The following is a 23,919-nucleotide window of genomic DNA, read 5'->3' as shown; positions in this document are numbered from 1 at the left end:
GGGCCGAGCGCTCCGGCCGGGTCGGGTGGGTCATGGCGGGGCCGGTACCACCAGGTCTGCGGCTGCAAAGGCTGCAACCCGCTGGGTGGGCCCGGGGTGTGCCGCGGCAAGGGCCTGCCCGCAGGGGCCGGTGCCCGACCCGGCCACCGCAGCCCCAGCCCGGGCGCACCGCCCAGCGTGCGCGGCAGGCGCAGGCCGCTGACGCTGCGGAAGGCGAGCATCCACGCGATGTTCTTCAACAACGAGGCGATAGGGGAAGTGCCGGGGTTGGGCTGCCACACCAGCCGCATCACCCACGACCCGATCCGGATCTGGGTGTAGATCAGCACCAGAAGCAGCAGGAGCTGCATCAGCCAGTCGTCGTCGCCCACCTCGTCCCCCGTAGCGGACGGGGTGCTGTTGAGGTCGGCGAAGGTCATCTGCCCCTCGAAGAACAGCTTCGCCAAGCACATGAACGTCAGGCTCTGCCCGACGGGGATGGCGCACAGGCCCGCCATGCACCGCCACCACATCTCCGCGATCCTGTTGGTCTGCGGTAGGGCGTGGAAGATCAGCAGGATGGGTGCGCCGATGACCAGGACGATGGCCATGCAGATACGGATCGCCTCGGTGATCATCCACACCACGAACAGCACCACCACGACCACCACGAGCAGCACGGTGAAGATCAGAGCTTCGGCCACCAGGGCGTCTAGGCGGTCGCGGAAGTTCTCCGCCGCCTCCCGGGGGTCGATTGCCTGGGCGCCGATCGCGGCCGAGATCTGGTTCGAGACGCGGATCATCTCGGTGGAGACCCACAGCGAGATGTTCGCCGCGACGAACCCCCACACGATGCGGGGCAGGATGTCGGCGGCCGAGTAGCGGGACTGCACGGTCTGGTGGCCCATGGCTATCAGACCGCCCGCCACCACCACCAGCACGAACAAGGTGTTGGCCACGCCTAGGATCCCGGCGTGCAGGCCCTGCATGCCCTCGGTGGGGACGGGGGTGTAGAACGCTTTGGCTGCCAGCCACCCCAAGGCGGGGTTCAACCCGCTGACGGCGAAGTCAGCGAACCAGTTCGAGACATGGCACCCGGCATCCATGAGGTCGCAGTCGAAGACGTTGTCGTCGACCTCCAGCTCCACCGGCTCCGGCTCCACCACCGGAGGCTCTCCACCTTCGGGGTCCTCGGGCGGTGGCAGCGGATCATCGGTGATCTCCGGGTCCGCCTCCGGTTCGGCCTCGGGCTCGGGTGCGGGGCCGGGGTCGGGTTCGGGTGGCGGGTCATCGGACGGAGGAGGCAGCGGGTCATCGCTGATCTCCAGATCCGCGGGCCTTCGTACGCCCGGCAGGTGCGGGGTCACTGGCCGCCCCCGGCCTGTGCGGCGAGCACCCAGTCCAGGATCTGCATGAGCGTGCTGGCCAAAACCGCGATGCCGTAGCCGATGGCGGTCCCGGTCAGCGCCCGTTTGGCGGAATCGATCGACCCGGGCTCCCCGCCCGCGACCATCCACCGCACCCCGGCGATCGTCAGGAACAAGGTGCCCAGAGCGGTGCCGATCACGATGAGGATCAGCTGCACCCTGTCCACGATCTGGAGCAGCTCGGCCGCCTCCTGCTCGGCGCCCTCCCGGGACTGTGCCCACGCCCACGAGGCATCCCCGACGACCAGCACCCCGACGGCACTGACCAGAGCCAGCCCCCACCCAACCGTCCACACCGGTGAACGCATACGCCTTCCTCCCTTCCTCGCAGTGACGCCTTTCAAGAAGCGGGGCGAAGACGCGGATGCGACACGGGAAGAGCGGCGACTTTCGACGGCAGCGGCAGCACGGTCCCGGTGACGTCGGGGGCGATCGAGTCGGAGCCCAGGGCCGCGGAGGCCTGCACCCGACCGGACCGGAGGGCTTCGGCCAGACGCTTCTCGGCGCGCTCACGGCGTTTGGCCGCCGTCTTGTAGGAGATCCCCAACCGCTGGGCGACGTCGGCGAGCATGTTCTCCTCCAGCCGGGTGGAGGCGATGAGGTCGGCCTCAGCGGAGGTGATGACCCCGCCGCGCACCGCGGCGATCAGCACCAGCTCGCAGCTGCCGCGGGTGTCGAGGCCGGGGTCGCTTTCGTTGCGTGCTCCTCCGCAGGGCGTCGGAGCGTCCATTTCGTGCTTGCGGGCGGAGAGCCCGGCCCGGTGCGCGGGCCGGGTGAGGTACCAGGCCAGGCGCCAGTAGGAGAGGTTGATGGTCCGCACCTGCTGGATGGTCGCGGTCAGGATCGCCGATTCCACCTCGTGCCGGTCGGCGGGGGTGAGTCCGCGCCCGGCCCGGGTGGCCGCTGCGCGCAGGGCGGGCATGCACAGGCCCAGGGCGCCGGTCATCCAGTCCGAGGACCTGCGGGCGGCGCGGATGGTGTGCCGCCAGACCTCGTCGCGGACCTCGTAGGGGGTGCCGTTGGTGAGCAGGATGCGGCGCAGTTCGGTGAGCGGGTAGGGGCGGGGTTCGAGCCAGGGGTGGACCTGGTCGCCGTTCAGCAGCAGGTGGGTGGGGGCCAGGTGGTGGAAGGCGTTCTCGACCACGTGCAGGGGTGAGCGCGAGCCCATGAGCAGAGACCTTTCGCCAGTGCGGGTCATCGGACACCCGCACCTTGACGAACGCCCTGCTCAGAGCACTTTCACGCTGTACTCAGACCGGACTCATGGCGCGCTCACCGGCCGCTCAGAAGGTAAAGAATCCACCAAGTGCTCACTGGTGGGGGATGGCAAAAGCCCTGCTCACGGGCAGTGAGGGTGTCGTGTGAGCAGGGCAGTGATGACGCGGGGGGACTTTCTCGGCTGTTGGCTTGTTGCGGCCTGTTTTTAGCGGTGGGCACCGTGCCATGGCGAAGGACCTTTCCCCACGGGCGAGGACCGCAGACGAGAACCACCAGGTGCCTTGAGCGTTCGGTGGCGCATACCGTTTCGTAACAACACACCGACATATAGACCGACATACAGGCAGGACGGCAGTAGCCAGAACCCGGACTGGGCGGTGGTTCCCGGCGTACCGTAGGGTGCGTGTGCGCAGACGAGATGACCCGTGAACGTGCTCTAGATGTCGGTGGCCGCGTGCTGCGAGCTGCTGGATGGCCGACACAAGGGATGCGGGTGCTGGGGCCGATCGGTGAGAACGCGAACCTGGTGTCTCCCGGGCCGGGGATCGTGTTGCGTATCAGTTCCCACAGCGCGTTAGAGCGAGCCCACCGGGAGGTGGAGATCGCACGCTGGTTGCATTGGAGTGGTGTCCCGGTGGTCCGAGCATTCTCGGACACACCCCACGTGGAGGACGGCCGGTGGGTAGTCACCCTGTGGGAGTACATCCCCGAGGTGAGGCCCGGCTCCCCGGCAACTATTGGAACAGTGCTCAGGTCACTGCACAGGCTTGCGGCCCCGGTGCACCTTTCGCTGCCGGTGCTGGACCCGTTGGCGGGCATTGACGGCTACATCGCTTTGTCCGCGCTCGGTGCCGACGAGAAGGCGTTCCTATACACACGTTTGGCTGAGCTGGGGGTCGAGCTCTCCGCGTTGGACCACGCGTTTCCGGTAGGCCCGGTTCACGGGGATGCCCACCGCAAGAACATCGTCGAGGATAACCAGGGGCGACCAGTGGTCCTGGATCTGGAACGGTTCGGTATCGGTGCCCGGGAGTGGGATTTGGTGGTCGCGGCCGTCTATGAGCGGGTCGGCTGGTATACGAACGCTGAGTACTCCGCGTTCGCCGACGCCTACGGATGGGATGTGCGTTCCTGGGCGGGGTTCGAGACGTTGGCGGCGGCCCGCGAGCTGAGGATGACAGCGTGGCTGTGCGCACGCACTGGCCGCGAGCCACACCTGCTCCCCGAAGCGCGTTGTCGCATCGCCTCCCTCAAAACCCCGTCAGCGCCCAAGAGTTGGACACCGGGAACCTGACAAGCCTCACCGGCGGACAAGCGGGGCGTCAGCGAGGAACTCGTCGAGTTCCCGAACGTGCCTGCTGCTGGCGTAGGGTTCGAGGTCGCTGCGCAGGCGGGTGATGTAGGTGCGTACGCGGGCCGAGCGCAGGGTTCCGGCCTGGGTGATGGCGGTGCGGGCCAGAGCGCAGGCGGCTTCAGGATCGGCGTCGGCCTGCTTCAGGTAGGCGCTGGCTTGGATGAGTCCGGCGAAGGTGCGGCTGCGGCGGAACCCCTTGGGTGCCAAGGTGATGGAGCGGTGGGCATGGTCGATGGCGCGGATGCCGTGGCCGAGGTCGTGGGCGCAGTGAGCGCTCTCGTCGGCAGCCTCCGAGGCGTCAAAGTATCCCATCCAGGCTGGCTCTGTCATCGGGTCGATCTGGTGGAAAGCCTGTTCCATCTCGTCCAGGGCCCGGGTGCAGGCGTGGTCGTCACCGAGTGAGGCCAGACCACGGGCCTCCATGGCGGCGAGCATGGCGCGTACCGCGGGGGTGGCGTGGTGCGCCGCGCCGGTTTTGGCGGTGCGGGCCAGATCGACGGCGCTGCGGAAGCGCCCCAGGAAGTTGGCCTGGTGGCTCAACAGAGCGAGAGATTTGGCTCCCAGGAGGCGGTCGTTTCCCAGGTGTGCGAGGTTGAGGGATTGGAGGAAGTAGCGGCGCCCCAGGTCGTGGAGTCCGGCGTCGTAGGCCATCGCGCCGACTTTGGCGGCGAAGCGAGCGCTGGCGGCGAACAGGCTACGGCCGGTCTCCGGGGCAAAGCGACCGCGCAGCAGCGGGGTGACCTCCGTGTGCAGGTATTGCACGGCGGCGGTGCGGGCGTGCCCACCGCCGAATTCGTGGTCCAGGGCCTCGAAGAGGTCGCAGGCTCTCCTGATGGCGTTGATGTCGTCTTCGGTCACCTCGGGTACGGCCTGGGAGGAGTGAGTGGTGAGGGTTGTGGGCGGTGCTACCAGCCACCTGAGTAACGGTGTGCTCAAGTGATCGGGATCGATCCGGATGGTATCCGGGGTGAGACGTTGTTCTAGGTCGGTTCGCCACAGCCATCCGCTGGCTTCTACCGCGTCCGGTACGGACTCGGTGAAAAGACCGTCAGGGTTGGTGAGAGCGAGCGGCGGGCTGCTGATGTTCGCCGTTGGAGACTGGGGAAGTTCAAGGAGGGTCTCCGCTGTGCCCACGTGTCGTTCTGGGTGTGGTGTATCGGGTGGTCGAAGTATGTCGAGTCCGTTGAACACAGCATCGCGGGTGCTTTTCCGTTTGAGTCTGGACTTGCCTGAGACGGAGTCGGAGATCGTGGACTGTGACAGGCCCAGAATCTGAGCCAACTCCGTCTGCGACAGCTCCGAGTGCCACAACACCAGCCGCACCAACGCCGCAGCGTCTCGCTTCTCCCACGCCTGCCGTATCTCAGGCAGTGCCCACACCTCCGCTGGGATGCACCGGCACCCTGACCAGCCGGTGTTGGGGGGTCGACCACAGCCCCGACACACCACTGGCTTCTCATCCGTCAGCAATATGCACCTTTCATCCGATGAAGGGATCGCTGATTTCACGGTAACCACCGCAAGTCCCTTGTGTCCGGTTCGTGCCTGAAGGGTGTAATTGGCGGGATTTGAAGCCCTTCGTCATTACCATAATAGTGCGGCCCTGGCTATCGCCAAACCCTGTTGAAACCGATATCTTTCGATCGTTTTTCGTTAGTGCGCAGCCCCGGGGATCCGCACGATGGGACACATGAATCCAGTTCCAAGGGCCCCGGCGCGACAGAAATCACCAGACATACCGGCACTGGTGCGCGCACAGGTCAAAGCGCTGTACCCCCAAGGCGTCGACCCCGTTGTTTTCGCTGCAAACGGGCGCACACTGGTTGGCGGTAATGGGCCCCTCGAAGCGATCGCACCACTCGTCGTCACCTACTCGGGACTGGCCAGCGCCCCCCACCACTGCGCTGCTGTGGCTGGCCTTGATCGGTTCCTGGCCTCCGAGTCCGCACGCCGAGAGGCAGGGCGTTGATCGTGGCGGCCGCGGTGATGCAGGCTCTGCACCAGGCACGGCGTACCTTTCCCGGCGGTGACATGGTCACCGTTGGTGCTGCTCGCCGATGGGTGGAGGACCACCTTCGTGAGTGGGACGTCGAGGCTCCTGACCTGCTGACCTTGATCGTGTCGGAATTGGTGACGAACGCGCTCACCCACACCCGCAGCGGCATTCCCGGAGAGAACGTCACCCTGCGCCTCTACGTCCACTCGGATTACATCCGAGTCGCGGTCAAGGACGCTGGCCCTAAACCCCGTCGCGTCCCTCGGCGTCGCTCTCCAGAGGACACGTCCACCCATGGCCGCGGTCTGCTGCTGGTTGACGCCCTCTCCCTGAGGTGGGGGCCGCTGACGGTCGGGACCGGGGTGTTCGCGGAGGTCGCCCGATGACGGCGCTCGCACTGACGATGGTGCCCCAGCACCAGATCCCACCCCGGCCGTCCCCTCGTGCCCAACAAGCCCTGCGGGACATGGAACTCGCTCTGGTGAGCCTGGGCTACACGCCCTGCACGGACTTGGGGGAGTGGGTGATCGACGCCCGCGTCTACCCCGAGCGCACCTGGCGGCAGGGCCGCCCCGTCGGGATCGGTGCGCCGTCGGCGGCGGTCCGGGTGCTCCTGCACCAGCCGGAGGAGACCGGCCTGTGGTGGCTCATCGAGTACCCCGCCCGCCTGACCGGCGCTCCTGCGACCGGGCACCACCGCTTGGCCGTGCTGGGCGATGCCACCCGGTCCCTGCACTCCCAGGACCTCGGGCTCCTCGACCACCTCATCACCCGGGCGCGAGGAGGGGGCGGATGAGACGGCCCATGCTCAGCACCGTGCTGCGGCGTGTTGATCTGCTCCGGACCCGGTTCGAGGACCTGCGGTGGCGCGCCGCCCTGCACGGCCTGGTGCTCACCCGGGAGCGCCGACTGCTGGGAGCGGTCTACCTCCTCACCCCGCTGGAGGGCGAGGCGGTCATCCTCTACGACCTCAACGAAGTCATCGGTCACCTCGCCCACAGACCCACCCGCTAGGACCTGCCGCCGCCCGATCGAGGACCGCCACGTCCTCACCGGGGAAGAGAGGGCGGCGGCTCCCCCGGGGCCGTCCCCCGGGAACCGGGTGGGGCCGTGCACACCACCACGGCCCCACCCGGGTCCACCGACTCGACAACGAAACACGAACATGACCGCTCACCCTTTCCTGCTGACGCCGACCGACGCCGGTCTGCTCCTGCGCCACCTGCGCCTTCTCCAGAAACAGACCACCACGGCTCTTGGCGCCGAGGCCGGGATCGACCAGTCCGTGATCGTGCGCGTGGAGCAGGGGCGGCTGCGCCTCAACCCGGACTCTCTCGGCCGTCTCCTCGACGCTCTGAACACACCACCGGCTCACCGCAAGGCGATTGTCCTGGGCATGGCCACAGATCCCGGCTACCTGCATCTTCTCGATCCCACGACCCCCTAACCCCTGCTCTGGAGGACCTGATGCCCCCCGCGATCACCCCTCCCACGGATATCGACCACGTCCTGGAGCGCACGCTCCTGCTCGCCCGGCTCGGACCGGCTGACACGGTTCCCCCTTGCCAGGCCCGGGACCTCACCGGGCTCGGGCGCCGTGCCCTGGCCGACCGCGCCGCCGACGGACGCATCCTCGCCCACCGCGCTACCTCCGGCGGCAACCGCTCTTACGAGGTCTCCAGCATCGTCGACTACCTGGCCGAACACGGTCCCGTCGTCACTGTTTCGTGCCGGGTGTGATGGTGGTGTGTCCTGCTTTCTTCGGAGTCGGATTTCTGGATCCTGGGACCACGTGACCCTTGAAGGAGGGCATCGTGGGACGTCGTGGATACCCCGCCCAGTTCCGCCGCAAGGTCTTGGACCTAGTCCAGGCCGGACGCAGCGTCACGGACGTGGCACACGATCTGGACATCAGCACCGAGACGATCTACGCTTGGCGGCGCCAGGACCGCATCGACCAAAGCCTAATCCCAGGCCTGACCAGCACCGAGAAGAGCGAGCTGGCCGCGGCGAACAAGCGCATCGCCGCACTGGAGGCCGAACTGGCGATCCACCGCCGTGCCAGCGAGCTGCTGGGGAAGGTGGTGCCCCCAAAAGACGGTTCGAGACGATCGCGGTGATGGCCACCGAGGGCCACCCGGTCCAGGTCGCCGTCCGGGTGCTGGGGGTGTCGGAGTCGGGGTTCTACGCCTGGCGCGACCGCGGCCCCTCGGCCCGCTCGGTCCGGCATGTGCTGCTCACCGACACCATCCGCCAGATCCACGCCGCCTCCAACGGCATCTACGGGGTGCGGCGGGTGCACGCCGAGCTCACCCTCGGCCGCGGGATGCAGCTCTGGCACGCCGGCGGTGGCGATGCTGATGTCCCGAGCCGGACTCAAAGGGGTTACGGGACGTCCGAAGTGGCGGCGGGCACGGCCGGACTTGGTCTCGGCCGACCTGGTGAACCGCCACTTCACCCGTCAGGCCCTGGACCAGCTGTGGGTCACCGACATCACCGAGCACCCCACCCGGGAGGGCAAGGTCTACTGCGCGGTCGTTCTGGACGTGTGCTCACGGCGCGTGGTCGGGTGGGCGATCGACTCCTCACCCACCGCGGCCCTGGCCACGAACGCGCTCGGGATGGCCATCGACAACCGCCAACCCCCTGCGGGGACGGTGATTCACTCCGACCACGGCGTGCAGGGCGGATTCAACTGGTCGTCGCAACACCTCGATCACGAGGGTGTGCGATGGGGCGCAAAAGAAAACAGCTCCCCGAGGTGCCTGCGGGAGCACGACGCCAGAGGGCGCCGTGGGCTCCAGCGCGGCAACGCCGCCGCGGAGTCCTTCAACGCCAGCCTCAAGCGCGAGACGCTGCAGAGGAAGGGTCTGAAACGCTGGGCCACAGCCAGGGCGGCCCGATTGGCGGTGTTCTCCTGGATCAACCGGTACAACACCCGTAGACGGCACTCAGCCAACGGCCAGCTCAGCCCACTCGTGTACGAGCAGAGAACGGCGAGCCTGGGACTCGCCGCCTAATCATCAGGTGTCCACTCTCATGGGGGAACGCCCCCAACTCGTAACTACACGGCATTGCATCTATAGGACCGTCCCGGCACGAAACAGGCTGCGGTTCGACCGTTCCTGGCCTGGGGTGGGCTGTTGACCGCGCCCATCGGGCGGGTGCGGGCGCTGCCCGCCCCAACCTGACCGGCTTTGACCTGCACTAACGAGGAAGAGGAGCCGTTTTCGGGGGCCGTGGACCCAGGCGCTGACCCGGGCGGATCGGGTCGTTGCCATGCCCGTACCAGGGTTTTCGCCATCCGGTCAGTCCCGAGTGGCTCTCTCTGTCTGACCGACAAGGCGTCATGAAAGATCGAGGTTAGTGTCGGAGATTTCCATGGCCAGGGGGAAGGCCCGTCAGCTGTAAGCAGTTTGAAAGCATATTCCGGGATACTTGTGCCTAGGTTGCCCAACCCTCCTCAGAAGGTGCGATGGATGTGTGGAAGGTATCAGCGGGCGGTTCAGGACACGGGCGATGCAGTCAAGATCCTTACCGAGCGTGATCTCCTCGCGTTCTTTCCGAGTGAGCACTCATTTCGCCCTCATCGGCAACCCGCTGCGAACTGCGGTGTTACTACGACGTTATGACACCACCAACGGAAGGAGTTCTCTTGGAGATGATCCGCATCACGGCCCTGGGCCGCTGTTCCATCGATGGGGTGGCAGTCCGCAGCCGCCGGTCAGTGGAGTTGGCCGCCCTGGTCTCTCTCAACGGGGGATCCGCTGGCAGGTCATGGCTAATAAGCAACTTCTTCGAGGACGACCCCTCGCCGTCGAGCCTGCCGACCCTGGTCCTGCGTGCGTGCAGGATCGGTCTACCGGTGTCCTACGACCAGGATTCCGGATTTTACAGGCTCCAGGACAATGTGTGCTGCGACATCACCGAGGTCTTCGACCTCTTACGCGACGGTGACATCGAAAGTGTTCTGGAGCTCTACAAAGGGCCCTTCCTGCATTCCAGCGACAGCCCTTTCGCCTGGTCCACGCGGACCTCCCTGGAGAACGCCCTGGTCCGAGGTGTACCGGTGCGGGCCGATACCGATCTGATGACACGGGTGGACCGCGTCGTCAAGCATCCCGAGCTGAGAGCGTGTCTGAGAAGGGTCAGGAGACGAGGCCTTCGCTCGTCCAGGCACTCTGGCGGACAGCATCTCGTCCTTGTGCCAGGCGGCAGGCCATTTGACCTATCGCGGCCCAGCGCACCATGGCCTCGGATACCGCGGGGTCACGCTCGTAGTCCCTGGCCAGACGCTGGTGGGAGGTCAACCACGCCAGCGAGCGCTCGACCACCCACCGGCGCGGGATCACCGCGAACCCCACTTGACCGGGAGCCTTGCGCGCAATGTGCGTGGTCGCGGCCACGAACTTCTCGGCTCAGGCCACCAGCCTTCCCGCGAACCCCGCGTCAGCGAACACGAACCGCACCGGAGTGGCCAGGTACAGGCTCAACGGGGTCGTTTTCGCCTGTCGTGGTCCTGGACCGAGGCGGCCATCACGCACACCACCAGCAACAGCCCCAGGGTGTCGGTGACGATGAACCTCTTGCGGCCGTTGACCTTCTTGCCCGCGTCATAGCCCCGGGTGTCCTGGCCGACGGCGTCGGCCCCCTTCGGGCTCTGGGAGTCGATGGTCCCGGCCGAGGGCGCGCCACTGCGCACTTGAGCCTTGCGGAGTCGGCGGCGCAAGGCGGCCATGGCCTGCTCGGTGACCTTGGCTTCCTCCCAGCGGGCGAAGTACCAGGTCTGCCAGGGTGGGAAATCCACGGGCAGGTGCCGCCAGGAGCAGCCGGTGCGCACCACGTACAGGATCGCGTCCACCATGTCGCGGTGGAGGTGCTTTTCGGGTCGGCCGCCGGTGTTGGTCGGCGGGAGCAGGGGCTCGACCAGAGCCCACTGGTCATCGGTCAGGTCAGAGGAGTAGGTCGGACGTCGCAGCATGGCGGCCATGCTCGCGGCCTGACGGCAGTCGTGTGAGCGAAGTGTCCGGACCGTCACCTCTCCTCAAACACTCTCTAATTCACGAACGACCGATGACCATATTCGGCCAACAGGAACAAACAAGGACAGCCTCAAGTCACATGACCAGCGGAAAGAAACACGCGACTCCGGAACCCCACAGAGCCAAACTGAAATGGGATATGGAGAATCCGATCCACCATCTGATGGCCTGAATTATAAACATTTTATAAACCCCCCCAAGCGCCCCCACTCCTTTCTCGGAGTCCGACTCCGAGAAGGGCGAAGGCGAGAATAATAGGTTTATAGTATGGCTAGACCAGAAACAAAGATCGATCCAGAAAACGGCCCGATCGGCCTCTTTGCGAGCAAGCTGAGGGACTTGAGGAAGCAGTCGGGCTCACCCACCTACAGGGATCTGGCAAAGAAGACCAACTATTCGGTCGCGACACTCTCGGAAGCCGCCCGGGGGTGCCGCCGTCCCACGCTCGACGTCACACTCGCCTACATCGATGCCTGCGGCGGTGACCGCGAAGAGTGGATCCGACACTGGCGCGAACTCGACCGCACGCTGAAGTCCGACTCCGGAACCCTCCAGGCGACTCGACCCGCCTCCATCAGCCGCCCGTCACCGAGCGTGTCCCCGCAGCTCGAGTCGCGACCGAGTCGAAACGTCGCCGCACCGTCCCTGACGGCCGCCCCTCCCGCACCGACGCCGCCCGGACGCGACACCGGACACGGTCACGACTCCGCTTTCGCGAACACCTCGAATTGGACATTCTTTCTCCTGGGTGCCATTCTCGCACTGGCCACCAGTATCACATTTTTCAACTGAGGCCAGAACACTTCAGAAGGCAATTGGACTCAAACTCGAAAGGTCCCATGCTCGCCATCAGCAATGCGTCAAAGTCATTTGGGTCAAAAAAAGTGCTTCACGATCTCTCGCTCAACGTGGAAAAAGGGAGCATCTTTGGCTTCTGTGGCGCGAACGGCCAGGGAAAAACAACCGCCATGCGGATCATGATCGGGATCCTGAAGCCCGACAGCGGCACTGTCAGGTGGAACGGTGCTTCTATCGGACGGAAGGAGCTCCGTCGCATCGGGTACATGCCGGAGGAACGGGGTCTGTACCCCAAGATGACGCCGAAGCGCCAGCTGGCCTACTTCGGCGTCCTCAGCGGTGTCAACCGGAGAGAGGCCGAGGAGAGGGCCGAGTACTGGTTGGAGAGGTTGGCGGTGAAACTCAACCCTAACGACTCCCTCGAGAACCTCTCTCTGGGCAACCAGCAACGGGTACAACTGGCCTCCACACTCCTCCACGAACCGGACCTCCTTGTCCTGGACGAGCCATTCTCCGGCCTGGATCCCGTCGCGGTCAACGCACTCTCCGAGCTCCTGGTCGAGCAGGCGAGAAAGGGCGTCTCCATCGTGCTCTCCAGTCACCAACTCGAGCTCGTCGAGAACCTGTGCGACTCAGTCGGCGTACTCAAGGATGGTCGACTGGTCGCTGAAGGTCCGGTGTCTGAGATCAAGAAGCAAAGCATCAAGAGGATCGCCAAGGTCAAGCTCAGCGGTGCGTCCGACAGCTGGCACGTGGACCTGCCGGGGACGCGCCTGGTTGAGAGGGGGGAGATTTCCTCTCTGCACGTGGATGAGGGAATACCGCCCGAGGAGCTTCTGAAGAACCTCATGGAGAGGGGCACAGTCGAGCACTTCTCCTGGAATCACCAGAATCTGTCGGAGGTCTTCCTTGATCTAGCCGGGGTCGAATCGTAAGAATCCCCGAGAACTGCCAGAAGAAATTTGGAGGCTGGGAAACATGCCCTCACCCGCGGGGGAGAACATCCGAACTGTTTGGATAATCGCCGAACGAGAAATCCGAGAGAAATTTAAGGACAGAAATTTCATCGCCTCCACGGGGCTCATTGTCTTTCTGATCTCGGCGATGATCCTAATCACCTCGTTCGCTCTGGATCGAGACACTGAGTACACGGTGGGATTCGACGCATCGGACGCAGCGGTCCGTACCGCGGTCGAGCAACAGGCGGAAACCCTGGACTTCGTCCTACAAACAGAGAAGTTCACGACCCTCGACGCCGTTGAGGAGGCCATCCGGTCCGAGCGGGTGGACATCGCGATCTTCGGCGACATGATCATCACCGGAGACAACTCCACGCCCGAACTCCAAGCGCTCCTGGAATCCGGCTACCAAGCCGCCGCCTCAATCGATCTCCTCGCAAGCGCCGAGCTCAGCGACGAGCAGGCCATGATCATCGCCCAAGGCCCGCCCCAGCCCGAGCGGAGCGACCTGAGCGGCATGGACTCGACCACTCACAGCATGCTGGTCTACACAATGTTCGGCACAGCGATCCTCTACGGTTTGTTGGCCCTGATGGGTCAGTACATCAGCCAGGGTGTGGTGGAGGAGAAGGCCAGCCGTGTCTTCGAACTGCTTCTCACCAAGGTGAAGGCCTGGCAACTGCTGGCCGGAAAGCTGGTAGGTCTCGGCCTGGTCGGTCTCAGCCAGATACTCCTCATCCTTCTGGCCAGCGGCGGTGTCGCCCTCTACTCCGGGCTGCTCACGTCGGGAACAGACCTGGGCCTGACGGACATGCTGGCCCTCGTCCTCAACATCACGATCTGGTTCGTCTGCGGATACGTGTTCTTCTCCGCGCTGTTCGCCATCGCCGGGTCCCTGGCCGCTCGGCAGGAGGATCTCCAGAGTGTCCAGACACCGGCGATCATGATCCTGGCCATCAGCGTCTCCTCCCTCCTCCCCGCCGCGAGCTCCCCCGAGGGAGAGTTCACACGTTTCCTCTCCATTATTCCGCCGTTCTCACCCGCGGCGATGCCAATCCGATCAGCGGTGGTCGACATCTCCTGGTGGGAGTACTCGATCTCCTTCCTGCTCCTGGCGGTCGGCACCGTCCTGATGATCAGTTTCGGTGGACGGATCTACAAGGGAAGCATGATGCGGGTCGGCGGAATCATGAAAATCCGAGACGCGCTCTCCCGGGACAAGGAATAAAGGAGTGATGATTCATGAAAGCACTGGTCCTGGCTGGGGGTTCCGGGACGAGGTTGCGCCCGATCACCCACACTTCGGCCAAGCAGCTGGTTCCGGTCGGAAACAAGCCCGTCCTCTTCTACGCCCTGGAGTCCATCCGTGAGGCAGGAATCACCGAGGTCGGCCTCGTCGTAGGAGAACAGGCCGACCAGATCAAGGCGGCAGTGGGCGACGGGAGCGGGTTCGGCCTTTCCATCACTTACCTTCTGCAGGCCGAACCGCTCGGGCTGGCGCACGCCGTGATCGTGGCGCGGGAGTTTCTCGCCGACGAACCGTTCCTCATGTTTCTGGGCGACAACTTTCTCATCGGAGGCGTGCGGGAGCAGGTCCAGAGTTTCGAGCTCCGCCCCCAGTCTTCGCGGCTACTCATCACCCGGGTTCGGAATCCGGAGCAGTTCGGGGTGGCGGAGATCGGAGAGAACGGGAGGATCATCAGCCTGGAGGAGAAGCCAGAGCACCCTCGGAGCGACCTCGCGATCGTCGGCATCTACCTCTTCTCGGCTGACATCCACCGCGCGGTCTCCGAGATCAAGGCAAGTGCGAGGGGCGAACTCGAGATCACCGATGCCATCCAGTGGATGATCGATCAGGAAATGGTGATCGGGACCACCGTCGTCGACGGCTATTGGAAGGACACGGGGAACGCCCAGGACATGATCGAGGTGAATCGCCTCGTCCTGGAGAGCGTCAAGTCGAGCAACCAGGGACACGTTGACGAGGAAAGCGAACTCGTAGGTCAGGTTCAAATTGGAGAGGGCAGCCACATACGCGACTCCCGAATCGTCGGACCCGTCGTCATTGGGAAGGGGTGCGTGATTACCGACTCCTACGTCGGACCCTACACCTCCATCGCGGACGAGTGCTCCATCGAAGAGACCGAGATCGAACACTCAATCGTCTTGTCGAATGCCTCCATTTTCGGAATCAAGCGTATAGGCGCATCCATGATCGGGCAGCACACCAACATCTCTCCCACGTCCGGACATCCCCGGGAACACCGATTCATTCTTGGGGACCACAGTGAAATCGAGCTGCACGTATGAAAATCGTCGTGATCGGTGGAGCCGGTTTCATAGGCTCGCAGTTCGTCCGTGACATCGTCCTCGGAGAACGTCCCGGCTTCGAGCACGCGGACGTCACCGTCTACGACAGGTTCACCTACGCCGGGAGCCGGGCCAACCTGGGCGAGGCGCTCCAGCGATGCAGGGTGGTCGAGGGCGACGTGTGTGACCAGGCATCCCTCACCGACGTCCTCGCCGGGTCCGACCTGGTCGTGAACTTCGCGGCGGAGACACATGTCGACCGGTCGATCACCGACTCCCACGCTTTCATGAGGACGAACGCCCTGGGCACTCAGGCCCTGATGCGGGCGTGCCTCAACACCAGTGTGCCCAGGATCGTACAGGTCTCAACGGACGAAGTCTACGGGTCGATCGAGAGGGGCCGCTGGACGGAGGACCAGTCGATCAGTCCGAACTCTCCCTATGCGGCCGCCAAGGCCAGCGGGGACTTGATCGCCCTGGCGTACGCCAGAACCCACGGCCTCCCGGTCAGCATCACGCGCTGCGGCAACAACTACGGACCCTTTCAGTACCCTGAGAAGCTCGTCCCCCTCTTCATCACGCATCTTCTGGAGGGGAAGAGGGTTCCGCTCTACGGAGACGGAAAGAACGTCCGCGAGTGGGTGCACACCGCCGACCACTGTGCGGGCATTCGACTTGTAGCCCTCGCTGGGGAACCCGGCGCCGTCTACAACATCTCCGGCTCTGTAGAACTGTCGAACACCGAGATCGTTGATCGTCTCCTCGAACTTCTCGGCGCCACCTGGGACCGTGTCGAGTTCGTCGCCGACAGGCAAGGCCATGATTTCCGGTACGCCCTGGACGACTCGCGTATTCGATCGCTCGGATACACACCGGAGGTCGATTTCGACAAGGGCCTCGCAGACACCGTTCGCTGGTATCGGGAGAATCCGGACTGGTGGGGTCCGAGAAAACTCGAACCCCAAGGAGGTGAATAGATTCCGTGGGGTCGACTCCGGTTCGATTCGGGGTGATGGGATGCGGATCCATCGCCCAGAGAAGAACCCTCCCAGCTATGATGCTTCATCCGTCGGCCGAGATCAGTTCGGTCGCGAGCCGCGACGCCGCCAAGGCGGAGGAACTGACGCGGAGATTCGGTGGCACGGCGGTCGAGGGCTACGCGGCCCTCCTCCACCGTCCTGATGTGGACGCCGTCTATGTCACGACCCCCACCGGTCTGCACGCCGAGTGGGCCGCCCATTGCATCAGGGCGGGCAAGCACGTCCTCGTGGAGAAGCCGTTGGCCTCCGAGCCGGCAGATGTTCGGGACCTCGTCGAATTGGCCAGACGCCACGACGTCGTGCTCATGGAGAACCTGATGTTCCGGCATCACTCGCAGCACCAAGAGGTGGCGAAACTCCTCTCCCGGGGGGACATCGGGGAGCTCCGCTCCCTCAGTGCCGCGTTCGGTATACCGCCACGCTCCCCCGACGATGTCCGTTTGAGCCGGGAACTGGGCGGCGGAGCGCTTCTCGACCTCGGTGTCTACCTCCTTGAGACCGCGAGCATGTATCTGGGTGAGGAGATCCGGGTGCGGGGGGCTGTTCTTCGTGAAGACCGGGACTCGGACGTCGATGTCGCCGGACACGTTCTCCTGTCGGCTGGCGAGGCCACCGCGGAACTGACCTTCGGATTCGGCTTCGGATACCGGTGCGCGTACTCCTTGTGGGGCTCCGAAGGTCGGCTCACCCTCGACCGCGCCTACACGGCACCCCCCGAGTGGCGGCCACGGCTCGAGGTAGCCCGGCAGGACCATTTCCAGGAGTTGACTCTCGCCTCGGACGACCAGTTCCTGCGTGCGTTGGAGCATTTCGTCGCCGCCGTCCAGGGGACCGAGAGCACCGAGGAGAACCTGCGGTCCGCCCTGAGGAACGCGGACCTCACGCGGGACATACGCGACATGGCGAACTTCGGTGCCGGGATTCGAGAGAAATCGCCCGATCACGTCCACTCCCCGGAGGAACAGAATCCATGACCTCGCTGTTGACGTCTGCCAACGGCGGACAAGCCCCCCTGATCGTGGTGTTGGGGGCATCCGGGTACATCGGTTCCGCGACCACGGCGGCTCTGGCACGATCCGGTGCCCGCGTACGGGCCGTAGCCCGGCGGCGCGCCAACGTCCCGTCCGATCTGGCGGACCGGGTCGAGGTCCGCTGTGCCGACCTGAGCGTTCCCAGCGCCGTCCACACGGTCGTCGGCGACGCCGACATTGTGATCAACCTGGTGGCTCCCCTCACGGACACCGATTCGTGGCGGGGGGTTGGTGACCAGGAGGCGAGCGAAGCCCTCAACCGGGGGCTGATCGTCGAAATCGTCACGGCGCTCAGCACCCAACGGGGATCTCCGAGACCCGTACTCGTCTTCGCCGGAACCACCGGACAGGTGGGCGCGCCACAGGACCCGCATATCGACGGCAGCGAGGTCGACCGTCCGGTCACCCCCTATGGAGACCTCAAGCTCGGCGCCGAACGCGAACTGCTGCGCGCCAGTGCGGACAAGGGAATCACGGGGCTGTCCCTACGCCTTCCGACGGTGTTCGGGCACAGTCATCGGGGCTACGCACCTGACAGGGGCGTCACGGCGGCCATGATCCGTCGTGCCATGACCGGCCGTCCTCTGCCCATGTGGAACAACGCCTCCGTCCGCAGGGACCTGATCCATGTGGACGACGTCGCGGACGCCCTGGTCGCGGCTGTCACCCACGCCGGGCCCCTGAACGGGCGTCACTGGCTGGTCGGTACGGGCGTCTCCACCACCATCGAGGAACTGTTCACTACGATCGCCGAAGAGGTCTCGCTCCACACAGGTCGAGAGAGGGTGCCGGTGATCTCGGTACCTGCTCCCGAGTCCGCGACCCCCACGGACTTCCAGAGCTTCGAGATCGACTCCTCGTCGTTCAGGAGTGTGACGGGTTGGCAGCCGAAGGTCGATCTCCGGTCCGGCCTCAGGCACTCCGTCAGGGAGTTCCGTTGATCCCGGTTCTCCACGTCTGAGAGCGGCGCCCCGCGTCCCCGCGCTACCCGGCGCTCGGGTCCGCGCGAAGAAGGCTCGCGTGTGCCCGAGGGCACGCCCGCCTCCCCGCCCGCACTCTCCGGTCAGCGCGCAACATCGATACCCACACTCATTGGAGAAGCCCATGGAACTCATGACGCGCGGACAGCGCCTCATAGAACTCGGCGACCTGATCACACCTATGGCACTGCGTGCCGCCGCCGAGCTGCGCCTCGCGGATCTCTTGGAAAAGGGGGAGTCGTCCCCCGAGGAGATCGCCGCCAAGACCGCCACCGCCGTCAGGCCAATGCGCAAACTTCTGAAACACCTCGCGGCGGTCGGTGTCGCGCAGGAAGGCGAGAACGGAAAGTTCTCTCTCGGTGAGCTCGGAGAACCTCTACTCTCCGCCAACGACCCCTACGGCTTCCGGCCCACCCTCGATCCAACGAACCTGAGTGGTCGGGCCGAGATGGCCATGACCAACCTGACTCACACCCTGAGGACGGGCGAGCCCGCCTACAACGCCTGCTACGGGCGGGACTACTGGTCAGACCTGGAATCGTCCCCCACTCCGATCCCCGGGCACGAGGATGCGTTGAACGCTCCGCCCGGGTTCGACTCGGACCTGGTGGTCAACGGGTACGACTGGAGCCGCGTGTCGTCCGTCGTGGACGTCGGTGGCAGTGGAGGGGCACTCCTGTCCTCACTGCTGCTGGCCCATCCGCACCTGACCGGAACGCTGCTCGACCTGTCAAAGGCAGCACGATCCGGTCTGGAGCGCTTCTCGCGCATGGGCCTCGCCGATCGGACCGACGTGGTGGCGGGCAGCTTCTTCGACCCTCTACCCGAAGGGGCAGACCTCTACCTGCTCTCCAGCATCCTCGTCGACTGGCAGGACGTGGACGCGGTGAGTATCCTGCGCGGTTGCGCCCGTGCTGCGGGCTCCAACGGTCGGGTGCTTGTGGCGGAGATCGACCTGTCGGTCTTTCGTCAGGGGTTGGATCCCATGACGAGATCACGCGTCGACCTACGGTTGGAAGCCAGTATGGCCAACCCGGACCGCGACCCAGCGAACGTGCGGTCCCTGGCCGAACGGGCTGGGCTCGAAGTCGTGTGGGAGTCCGAGAACTCCGGGACCCGGTTCCTCATAGAGCTACGAGGGACCGAGGGCTGAGACGTGAGTCCGCGCGAACCATGACGTTCGAGGGGCCATGAACTGCTCCCTGGAAGTTGGACTGGAAATCCAGTTCCATCGGCTAGGGAGCAGTCCCATGAGAGCGAACAGCTCGCTCACCCCTCTCCACGCGAGACCGCGATAGCGTTGTCGGCGACACGTGAATACTGACCCCGTAGCGTCGCCTGAAATCTGACCCCCTCTGCTGATGATCAGGAAGGTGATCACTGTGGAGGACTGGGCGGAAATCCGCCGTTTGAGCAGATCAGAGCAGATGCCGATCAAGGCCATCGCGCGCCACATGGGCATCTCCAAGAACACCGTCAAGCGGGCCCTGGCCGCTCAGGACCCGCCCAAGTACCAGCGCAAGCCCACAGGGTCGATCGTGGACCCGTTCGAGCCCCGGATCCGCGAACTGCTGTCCCAGGTGCCCACCATGCCGGCCACCGTCATCGCCGAGCGCATCGGCTGGGACAGGTCGATGACCGTGCTCAAGGACCGCATCCGCCAACTGCGGCCGCTCTACCTGCCCCAGGACCCGGCCTCGCGGACGACCTACCAGCCCGGGGAACTCGCCCAGTGCGACCTGTGGTTCCCCAACGCCGATGTCCCGCTCGGGGCCGGGCAGACGGGTCGGCCTCCGGTGCTGGTCATCGTCTCGGGCTACTCGCGGTGGATCCTGGCCCGGATGCTGCCCTCCCGCCAGGCGGGCGATCTGACCGCGGGCATGTGGGCGCTGCTGAGCGAGTGGGGCCGCACCCCCAGAACCCTGGTCTGGGACAACGAGCCCGCCGTGGGATCCTGGCGGGGCGGCAGCCCCCGCCTGGCCCGGGAGTTCTCGGCCTTGCGCGGATCGTTGGGAGTGCGCGTCCACCAGTGCGCTCCCCGCGACCCCGAGACGAAGGGGATGGTCGAGCGCGCCAACGGCTACCTGGAGACGTCCTTCGAACCAGGGCGCAGCTACACCGGCCCGGGCGACTTCAACACCCAGCTGGCCGCCTTGGCTATGTCGATGAGAAGCAGCAGCACTTGTCGATGGATTCTGGAAGCGCCTGAAGCTCTCTGAGGCTGGGCCGTGTCGATGAGTTCCGACAGCGCCGGTGCCTTCCTCGTCGCCGAGTGTGGCCGCCGCTCGTCGCACCTCAAGGTCGTTCGTCCTCGCTTCGCTGCGGGCGCTCCACCTTGACCTGCGACGTCGAGGACGGCGGTGGGGGCAACTATCGAGGAAGGGCAAGGTAAGCCCCATCGCGCGCGGTGCTGTCAGGAGTCATCGACACGGCCCTGAGGCGATCAGAGGCGCTGTCGAGACTGATCGACAAACGCTGTCCACTCTCGCGAACAAAACCACCGCCTGGCTGGAGCGCGCCAACCGGCGTATGCACAGCACCCTGCGCTGCCGCCCCACCGACCGGCTGGTGACGGATGTGGAGAAGATGGTCGCCCTGCCCGAGCAGGCACCTTCGGCGGTGGGGTGGTGGCGGACCTGCCGCCTGCCCCGGGACCACTACGTGCGCCTGGACACCTGCGACTACTCCGTGCATCCTGCGGCGGTCGGCAGGCAGGTCGTGGTGCACGCCGACCCCGAGCACGTCCGGGCCTGGTGCGGCGGTGAGCTGGTCGCCGACCACCGGCGGTGCTGGGCCGCGCATCAGACGCTCACCGATCCCGAGCATGCCCGGGCCGCGGCCCGCATGCGCCACCAGGTGCGCACCGCGCGTGCGCCCCGGCCCGCGCTGGAGCCGGTCGAGCAGCGCGACCTGGCCTGCTATGACCGGCTGCTGGGTGTTGAGGGGGTGGCCTGACGATGAGCACCACCGGCAGAACCGGGCGGGCGGCCGAGCACCCGACCGGCAAGGACACCGCCGCGCAGATCGCCTATCTGGCGCGGGCGCTCAAGGCTCCCTCGCTGCTGGCGGCGGTGGAGCGGTTGGCCGAGCGGGCCCGGGCCGAGACCTGGACGCACGAGGAGTTCCTGGCCGCCTGCTTACAGCGGGAGGTCGCGGCTCGGGAGGAGCACGGCGGGGCGGCCCGGATCAAGCAGGCCCGTTTCCCCGGGCTCAAGAGCCTGGAGGACTTCGACTACGACCACCAGCGGTTGCTTCGCAGGGAGGTGATCGCGCACCTGGGAACGCTCGACTTCATCACCGCCCGCGAGAACGTGGTGTTCCTGGGCCCGCCCGGGACGGGCAAGACGCATCTGGCGATCGGGCTGGGGATCCGGGCCTGCCAGGCCGGTCACCGGGTCGCGTTTGCCACCGCGGCCCAGTGGGTGAACCGGCTGGTGGAGGCGCACCGGGCCGGGCGGTTGGAGGCGGAGCTGGCCCGGTTGGGGCGGTATCCGCTGCTGGTGGTGGACGAGGTCGGCTACATCCCGTTCGAGCCCGAGGCCGCGAACTTGTTCTTCCAGTTGGTCTCCAACCGGTATGAGCGGGCATCGCTGATCGTGACGTCGAACAAGGCGTTCGGCCGGTGGGGGGAGGTGTTTGGGGACGACACGGTGGCCGCGGCGATGATCGACCGCCTGGTGCACCATGCGGAGGTGGTCGCGCTCAAGGGTGACAGCTACCGGTTGAAGGACCGGGATCTGGGGCGGGTGCCGCCCTCGGCCCAGACCACGCGTTAGCAGGACTTATTGGAGGAGAGGGGGTCAACTTTCAGGCGTCGGAAAGGGGTCACTTTTCAGCCGTCGTTGACAAGCGTGGTCCGAGCAGGGCAGGTCCGATCAATCGGTGGCAACCACGCTGGGAGTGGGCCGATGGTCGGTCCGGCGCCTGTACCAACGGTGGCGGATCCATGGCCTGAGAGCGCTGGTGACCAGACAGACGAGGAAGTCCTACTCCTTCGAGTTCAAGGTCCAGGCGGTGCGCCGCACCCTGGCGGGCGAGCCCAAGACCGAACTGGCCAAGGAATTGGAGCTCCCGTCACCCAAGCTGTTGGAAGCCTGGGTACGCACCTTTCGCTGTGAAGGCGACGACGGGTTGCGCCCAAACAGCGGGGCCGCCCGCCCGCGACCGAGGCACCCTCGCAGGAGTCCGGGTTGGAGCGGCTGCGCCGTGAGAACGAGCTCCTGCGCACCCAGAACGCCTACCTGGGAAAAGTATGGGCCTTGAGGGAGAACCGACCAGAGTGAGGCTCCTCGCTGTGGTCGCTCTCAAGGCTGAACACCTCCTGGAGGTGCTGCTCAAGGTCTCCGGTCTGGCCCGCTCGACGTTCTTCCACCATCACCCGGCTCAAGTGCCCTGATCCCCAAGCGGCGCTCAAGGCCGATATCACGCGGCTCTTCGAGGCGAACAAGGGCCGTTACGGGCATCACCGTATCCATGGCCGGTTGCTGGCCCAGGGACGCAGGGTCGCGAAGAAGACCTTGCTGAAGCTGATGGGCCGGCTCGGCCTGGTCTGTTGGGTGCTCCTACAGCTCCTACCGGGGCCAGGCGGGCGAGGTCGCCCCGAACCTGCTGGAGCGTGACTTCTCGGCCCGGGGACCGAACCAGAAGTGGGTGACCGGCGTGAGTGAATTCCGAGTGGGCAGCCGCAAGGTCTACCTGTCACCGGTCATGGACCTGTTCAACCGGCAGGTCATCGCCTACACGGCGGGGTTGTCACCGAATGGAGCTGACGAACGCCTCCTTGCGGGCGGCGTTGGAGACCCTAGCCCCTGGTCAGAGGCCGTTGGTCCACTCCGAACAGGGGTTTCAGTACCAGCACGTGTCCTGGCAGTGCCTGTTCGCGGGGGCCGAGTGCGCGCAGTCGATGTCGCGCAAGAGCAACTGTCTGGATAACACGGTGATAGAGAGCTTCTTCGGCCACTTGAAGGAGGAGTTCTTCACCCACACCGAGTTCCACAGCCTCGAGAAGTTCACCGCGGTTTTGGAGGAGTACATCGTCTGGTTCAACAACGAACAGATGCATACCTACCTTGAGGGCCTGAGCCCGGTCGAGTACCGGGCTCAGGCCCTGGCAGCCTAATCTTCAGTTAGCCGGTCCAACTATCGGGGACCAGTTCAGGGTCTGCTCGCCGCCTTAGACCCTCGCGCGCAGCACTCGCACCTTGCCGCCCCTGTTCTTTCCGCGAATGACCAGGTGCGGTTGGCCCGCGGTCCGGGCGCAGGGCACCTCGGAACTCACCGAACCCAGCATGGTGTTGTTGGTCTCGATGCTCGCCGTCACCCCTTCCGGCACCACCAGGCGACACTGACCCCACGAACAATCGATCGTGACCTCCACCGTGCTTGAGGTGAACTTCGCGTGTCCGAAGTCCAGTCTGGTGTTCCCGTAGGGGTTCAACGCCTCGATTCTTCCGGGTACGGACCACGGTCCCTTCCGTACGATACGTTCGCCCTTACCCATGAGCACAAGGCTCTCTTTGTTCTCCACGCCGAGGAGTACCTTATCAGGTGAGGGGATCAGATCCTCCGAGCCGGGGATATCCGCCACGATCGAACTGAGATCTGCGTACGTCAGGGATTCCTGCACTCGACCGAGCCGCTCGTCGAGTTCCTCTATCGTGATCCGGCCGTTGCCGGCGGCCGCTCTGAGGATGTCAACCACGGCATCCCGCTCACCATCCGACACCCGCTTGTCGCCGTCTGGGTATCCGCCATTCTTCACTTCGTCATTCCCCATAGGGAGAAA

Annotated in this window: 27 protein-coding genes and 1 pseudogene; 22 read left to right on the top strand and 6 right to left on the bottom strand. The window is 65.4% G+C overall.

The window, feature by feature from the left end; all coding sequences use genetic code 11:
- From QJS33_RS22935 to QJS33_RS22925, 3 genes and pseudogenes are all read right to left on the bottom strand, one after another.
- A pseudogene (locus QJS33_RS22935) lies at positions 1-1,346 on the bottom strand (hypothetical protein); the annotation flags it as partial.
- Positions 1,343-1,714: a hypothetical protein gene (locus QJS33_RS22930; protein ID WP_306370113.1), complete on the bottom strand. Its 372-nt coding sequence runs from the start codon at positions 1,712-1,714 to the stop codon at positions 1,343-1,345. The pseudogene QJS33_RS22935 and the gene QJS33_RS22930, both read right to left, overlap by 4 nt.
- Positions 1,715-1,746: 32 nt before the next feature.
- Positions 1,747-2,604, bottom strand: coding sequence for a sigma-70 family RNA polymerase sigma factor (locus QJS33_RS22925; RefSeq protein ID WP_306370112.1), 858 nt, complete (start codon positions 2,602-2,604; stop codon positions 1,747-1,749).
- Between the two features lie 513 nt (positions 2,605-3,117).
- Here QJS33_RS22925 and QJS33_RS22920 point away from each other — a divergent pair.
- Positions 3,118-3,918, top strand: coding sequence for a phosphotransferase enzyme family protein (locus QJS33_RS22920; RefSeq protein WP_306370111.1), 801 nt, complete (start codon positions 3,118-3,120; stop codon positions 3,916-3,918).
- Positions 3,919-3,924: 6 nt separating this feature from the next.
- Here QJS33_RS22920 and QJS33_RS22915 read toward each other — a convergent pair whose 3' ends face one another.
- Positions 3,925-4,914, bottom strand: coding sequence for a hypothetical protein (locus QJS33_RS22915; protein ID WP_306370110.1), 990 nt, complete (start codon positions 4,912-4,914; stop codon positions 3,925-3,927).
- A gap of 1,035 nt (positions 4,915-5,949) precedes the next feature.
- On the opposite strand from QJS33_RS22915, the gene QJS33_RS22910 reads away from it, so the two are divergent.
- From QJS33_RS22910 to QJS33_RS22880, 7 genes are all read left to right on the top strand, one after another.
- Positions 5,950-6,360, top strand: a complete 411-nt coding sequence (locus QJS33_RS22910; protein ID WP_306370117.1) for an ATP-binding protein — start codon at positions 5,950-5,952, stop codon at positions 6,358-6,360.
- On the top strand, positions 6,357-6,770 hold the full coding sequence (locus tag QJS33_RS22905; protein WP_306370109.1) for a hypothetical protein: 414 nt from the start codon (positions 6,357-6,359) through the stop codon (positions 6,768-6,770). The genes QJS33_RS22910 and QJS33_RS22905 overlap by 4 nt, the downstream gene beginning before the upstream one ends.
- Positions 6,767-6,988 (top strand): hypothetical protein, encoded by a 222-nt coding sequence (locus QJS33_RS22900; RefSeq protein ID WP_306370108.1) that lies wholly within the window; start codon positions 6,767-6,769, stop codon positions 6,986-6,988. The genes QJS33_RS22905 and QJS33_RS22900 overlap by 4 nt, the downstream gene beginning before the upstream one ends.
- Before the next feature lie 151 nt (positions 6,989-7,139).
- Positions 7,140-7,421 carry a helix-turn-helix domain-containing protein gene (locus QJS33_RS22895; RefSeq protein WP_306370107.1) on the top strand — a complete coding sequence of 94 codons (282 nt, stop codon included), beginning with the start codon at positions 7,140-7,142 and terminating at the stop codon, positions 7,419-7,421.
- 20 nt (positions 7,422-7,441) lie between these two features.
- The gene (locus QJS33_RS22890) at positions 7,442-7,714 is read left to right on the top strand and encodes a hypothetical protein (RefSeq protein WP_306370106.1); all 273 of its coding nucleotides are present in this window, start codon (positions 7,442-7,444) and stop codon (positions 7,712-7,714) included.
- A gap of 74 nt (positions 7,715-7,788) precedes the next feature.
- Positions 7,789-8,094, top strand: a complete 306-nt coding sequence (locus QJS33_RS22885; protein WP_306370105.1) for a transposase — start codon at positions 7,789-7,791, stop codon at positions 8,092-8,094.
- A 234-nt stretch (positions 8,095-8,328) separates the two neighbouring features.
- The gene (locus QJS33_RS22880) at positions 8,329-8,994 is read left to right on the top strand and encodes a DDE-type integrase/transposase/recombinase (RefSeq protein WP_306370116.1); all 666 of its coding nucleotides are present in this window, start codon (positions 8,329-8,331) and stop codon (positions 8,992-8,994) included.
- A 1,469-nt stretch (positions 8,995-10,463) separates the two neighbouring features.
- Here the strand turns inward: QJS33_RS22880 and QJS33_RS22875 are convergent.
- Positions 10,464-10,955: an IS5 family transposase gene (locus tag QJS33_RS22875; protein WP_306370104.1), complete on the bottom strand. Its 492-nt coding sequence runs from the start codon at positions 10,953-10,955 to the stop codon at positions 10,464-10,466.
- A gap of 328 nt (positions 10,956-11,283) precedes the next feature.
- Between QJS33_RS22875 and QJS33_RS22870 the strand changes: the two genes are divergently transcribed.
- The 14 genes from QJS33_RS22870 to QJS33_RS22810 all read left to right on the top strand — a co-directional run bounded on the left by QJS33_RS22870 (position 11,284) and on the right by QJS33_RS22810 (position 23,253).
- Complete coding sequence (locus QJS33_RS22870; RefSeq protein WP_306370103.1) at positions 11,284-11,808, top strand: helix-turn-helix transcriptional regulator; 525 nt, start codon at positions 11,284-11,286, stop codon at positions 11,806-11,808.
- Between the two features lie 47 nt (positions 11,809-11,855).
- A complete protein-coding gene (locus QJS33_RS22865) occupies positions 11,856-12,749 on the top strand; it encodes an ABC transporter ATP-binding protein (protein ID WP_306370102.1) in 894 nt (297 codons plus the stop codon).
- Between the two features lie 43 nt (positions 12,750-12,792).
- Positions 12,793-14,001 (top strand): ABC transporter permease, encoded by a 1,209-nt coding sequence (locus QJS33_RS22860; protein WP_306370101.1) that lies wholly within the window; start codon positions 12,793-12,795, stop codon positions 13,999-14,001.
- 14 nt (positions 14,002-14,015) lie between these two features.
- On the top strand, positions 14,016-15,083 hold the full coding sequence (locus QJS33_RS22855) for a glucose-1-phosphate thymidylyltransferase (RefSeq protein ID WP_306370099.1): 1,068 nt from the start codon (positions 14,016-14,018) through the stop codon (positions 15,081-15,083).
- Entirely contained in the window at positions 15,080-16,060 is a 981-nt protein-coding gene (gene rfbB / locus QJS33_RS22850) for a dTDP-glucose 4,6-dehydratase (RefSeq protein WP_306370098.1), read from the top strand. The genes QJS33_RS22855 and rfbB overlap by 4 nt, the downstream gene beginning before the upstream one ends.
- Positions 16,061-16,065: 5 nt before the next feature.
- Complete coding sequence (locus QJS33_RS22845) at positions 16,066-17,097, top strand: Gfo/Idh/MocA family protein (RefSeq protein ID WP_306370097.1); 1,032 nt, start codon at positions 16,066-16,068, stop codon at positions 17,095-17,097.
- Complete coding sequence (locus QJS33_RS22840; protein WP_306370096.1) at positions 17,094-18,095, top strand: NAD(P)-dependent oxidoreductase; 1,002 nt, start codon at positions 17,094-17,096, stop codon at positions 18,093-18,095. The genes QJS33_RS22845 and QJS33_RS22840 overlap by 4 nt, the downstream gene beginning before the upstream one ends.
- A 163-nt stretch (positions 18,096-18,258) precedes the next feature.
- Positions 18,259-19,287, top strand: coding sequence for a methyltransferase (locus tag QJS33_RS22835; protein WP_306370095.1), 1,029 nt, complete (start codon positions 18,259-18,261; stop codon positions 19,285-19,287).
- Between the two features lie 220 nt (positions 19,288-19,507).
- On the top strand, positions 19,508-20,353 hold the full coding sequence (gene istA, locus QJS33_RS22830) for an IS21 family transposase (protein ID WP_306370094.1): 846 nt from the start codon (positions 19,508-19,510) through the stop codon (positions 20,351-20,353).
- 310 nt (positions 20,354-20,663) lie between these two features.
- Positions 20,664-21,089, top strand: a complete 426-nt coding sequence (locus QJS33_RS22825) for a hypothetical protein (protein WP_306370093.1) — start codon at positions 20,664-20,666, stop codon at positions 21,087-21,089.
- Between the two features lie 2 nt (positions 21,090-21,091).
- Positions 21,092-21,910 (top strand): IS21-like element helper ATPase IstB, encoded by an 819-nt coding sequence (gene istB, locus QJS33_RS22820; RefSeq protein WP_306370092.1) that lies wholly within the window; start codon positions 21,092-21,094, stop codon positions 21,908-21,910.
- Between the two features lie 106 nt (positions 21,911-22,016).
- A complete protein-coding gene (locus QJS33_RS31445; RefSeq protein WP_372339703.1) occupies positions 22,017-22,397 on the top strand; it encodes a transposase in 381 nt (126 codons plus the stop codon).
- Positions 22,398-22,507: 110 nt separating this feature from the next.
- Entirely contained in the window at positions 22,508-22,753 is a 246-nt protein-coding gene (locus QJS33_RS22815) for an IS3 family transposase (RefSeq protein WP_306370115.1), read from the top strand.
- Positions 22,754-22,893: 140 nt separating this feature from the next.
- The gene (locus QJS33_RS22810) at positions 22,894-23,253 is read left to right on the top strand and encodes an IS3 family transposase (protein ID WP_306370091.1); all 360 of its coding nucleotides are present in this window, start codon (positions 22,894-22,896) and stop codon (positions 23,251-23,253) included.
- A gap of 54 nt (positions 23,254-23,307) precedes the next feature.
- Here the strand turns inward: QJS33_RS22810 and QJS33_RS22805 are convergent, their stop codons facing one another.
- Positions 23,308-23,910, bottom strand: coding sequence for a DUF1707 domain-containing protein (locus tag QJS33_RS22805; protein WP_306370090.1), 603 nt, complete (start codon positions 23,908-23,910; stop codon positions 23,308-23,310).
- Positions 23,911-23,919 lie beyond the last annotated feature (9 nt).

The organism is Nocardiopsis sp. CC223A (assembly GCF_030766825.1).
Taxonomy (GTDB): domain Bacteria; phylum Actinomycetota; class Actinomycetes; order Streptosporangiales; family Streptosporangiaceae; genus Nocardiopsis.
Note: the sequence above shows the minus strand (reverse complement) of the source record. Positions and strands in the feature narration are given on the sequence as shown.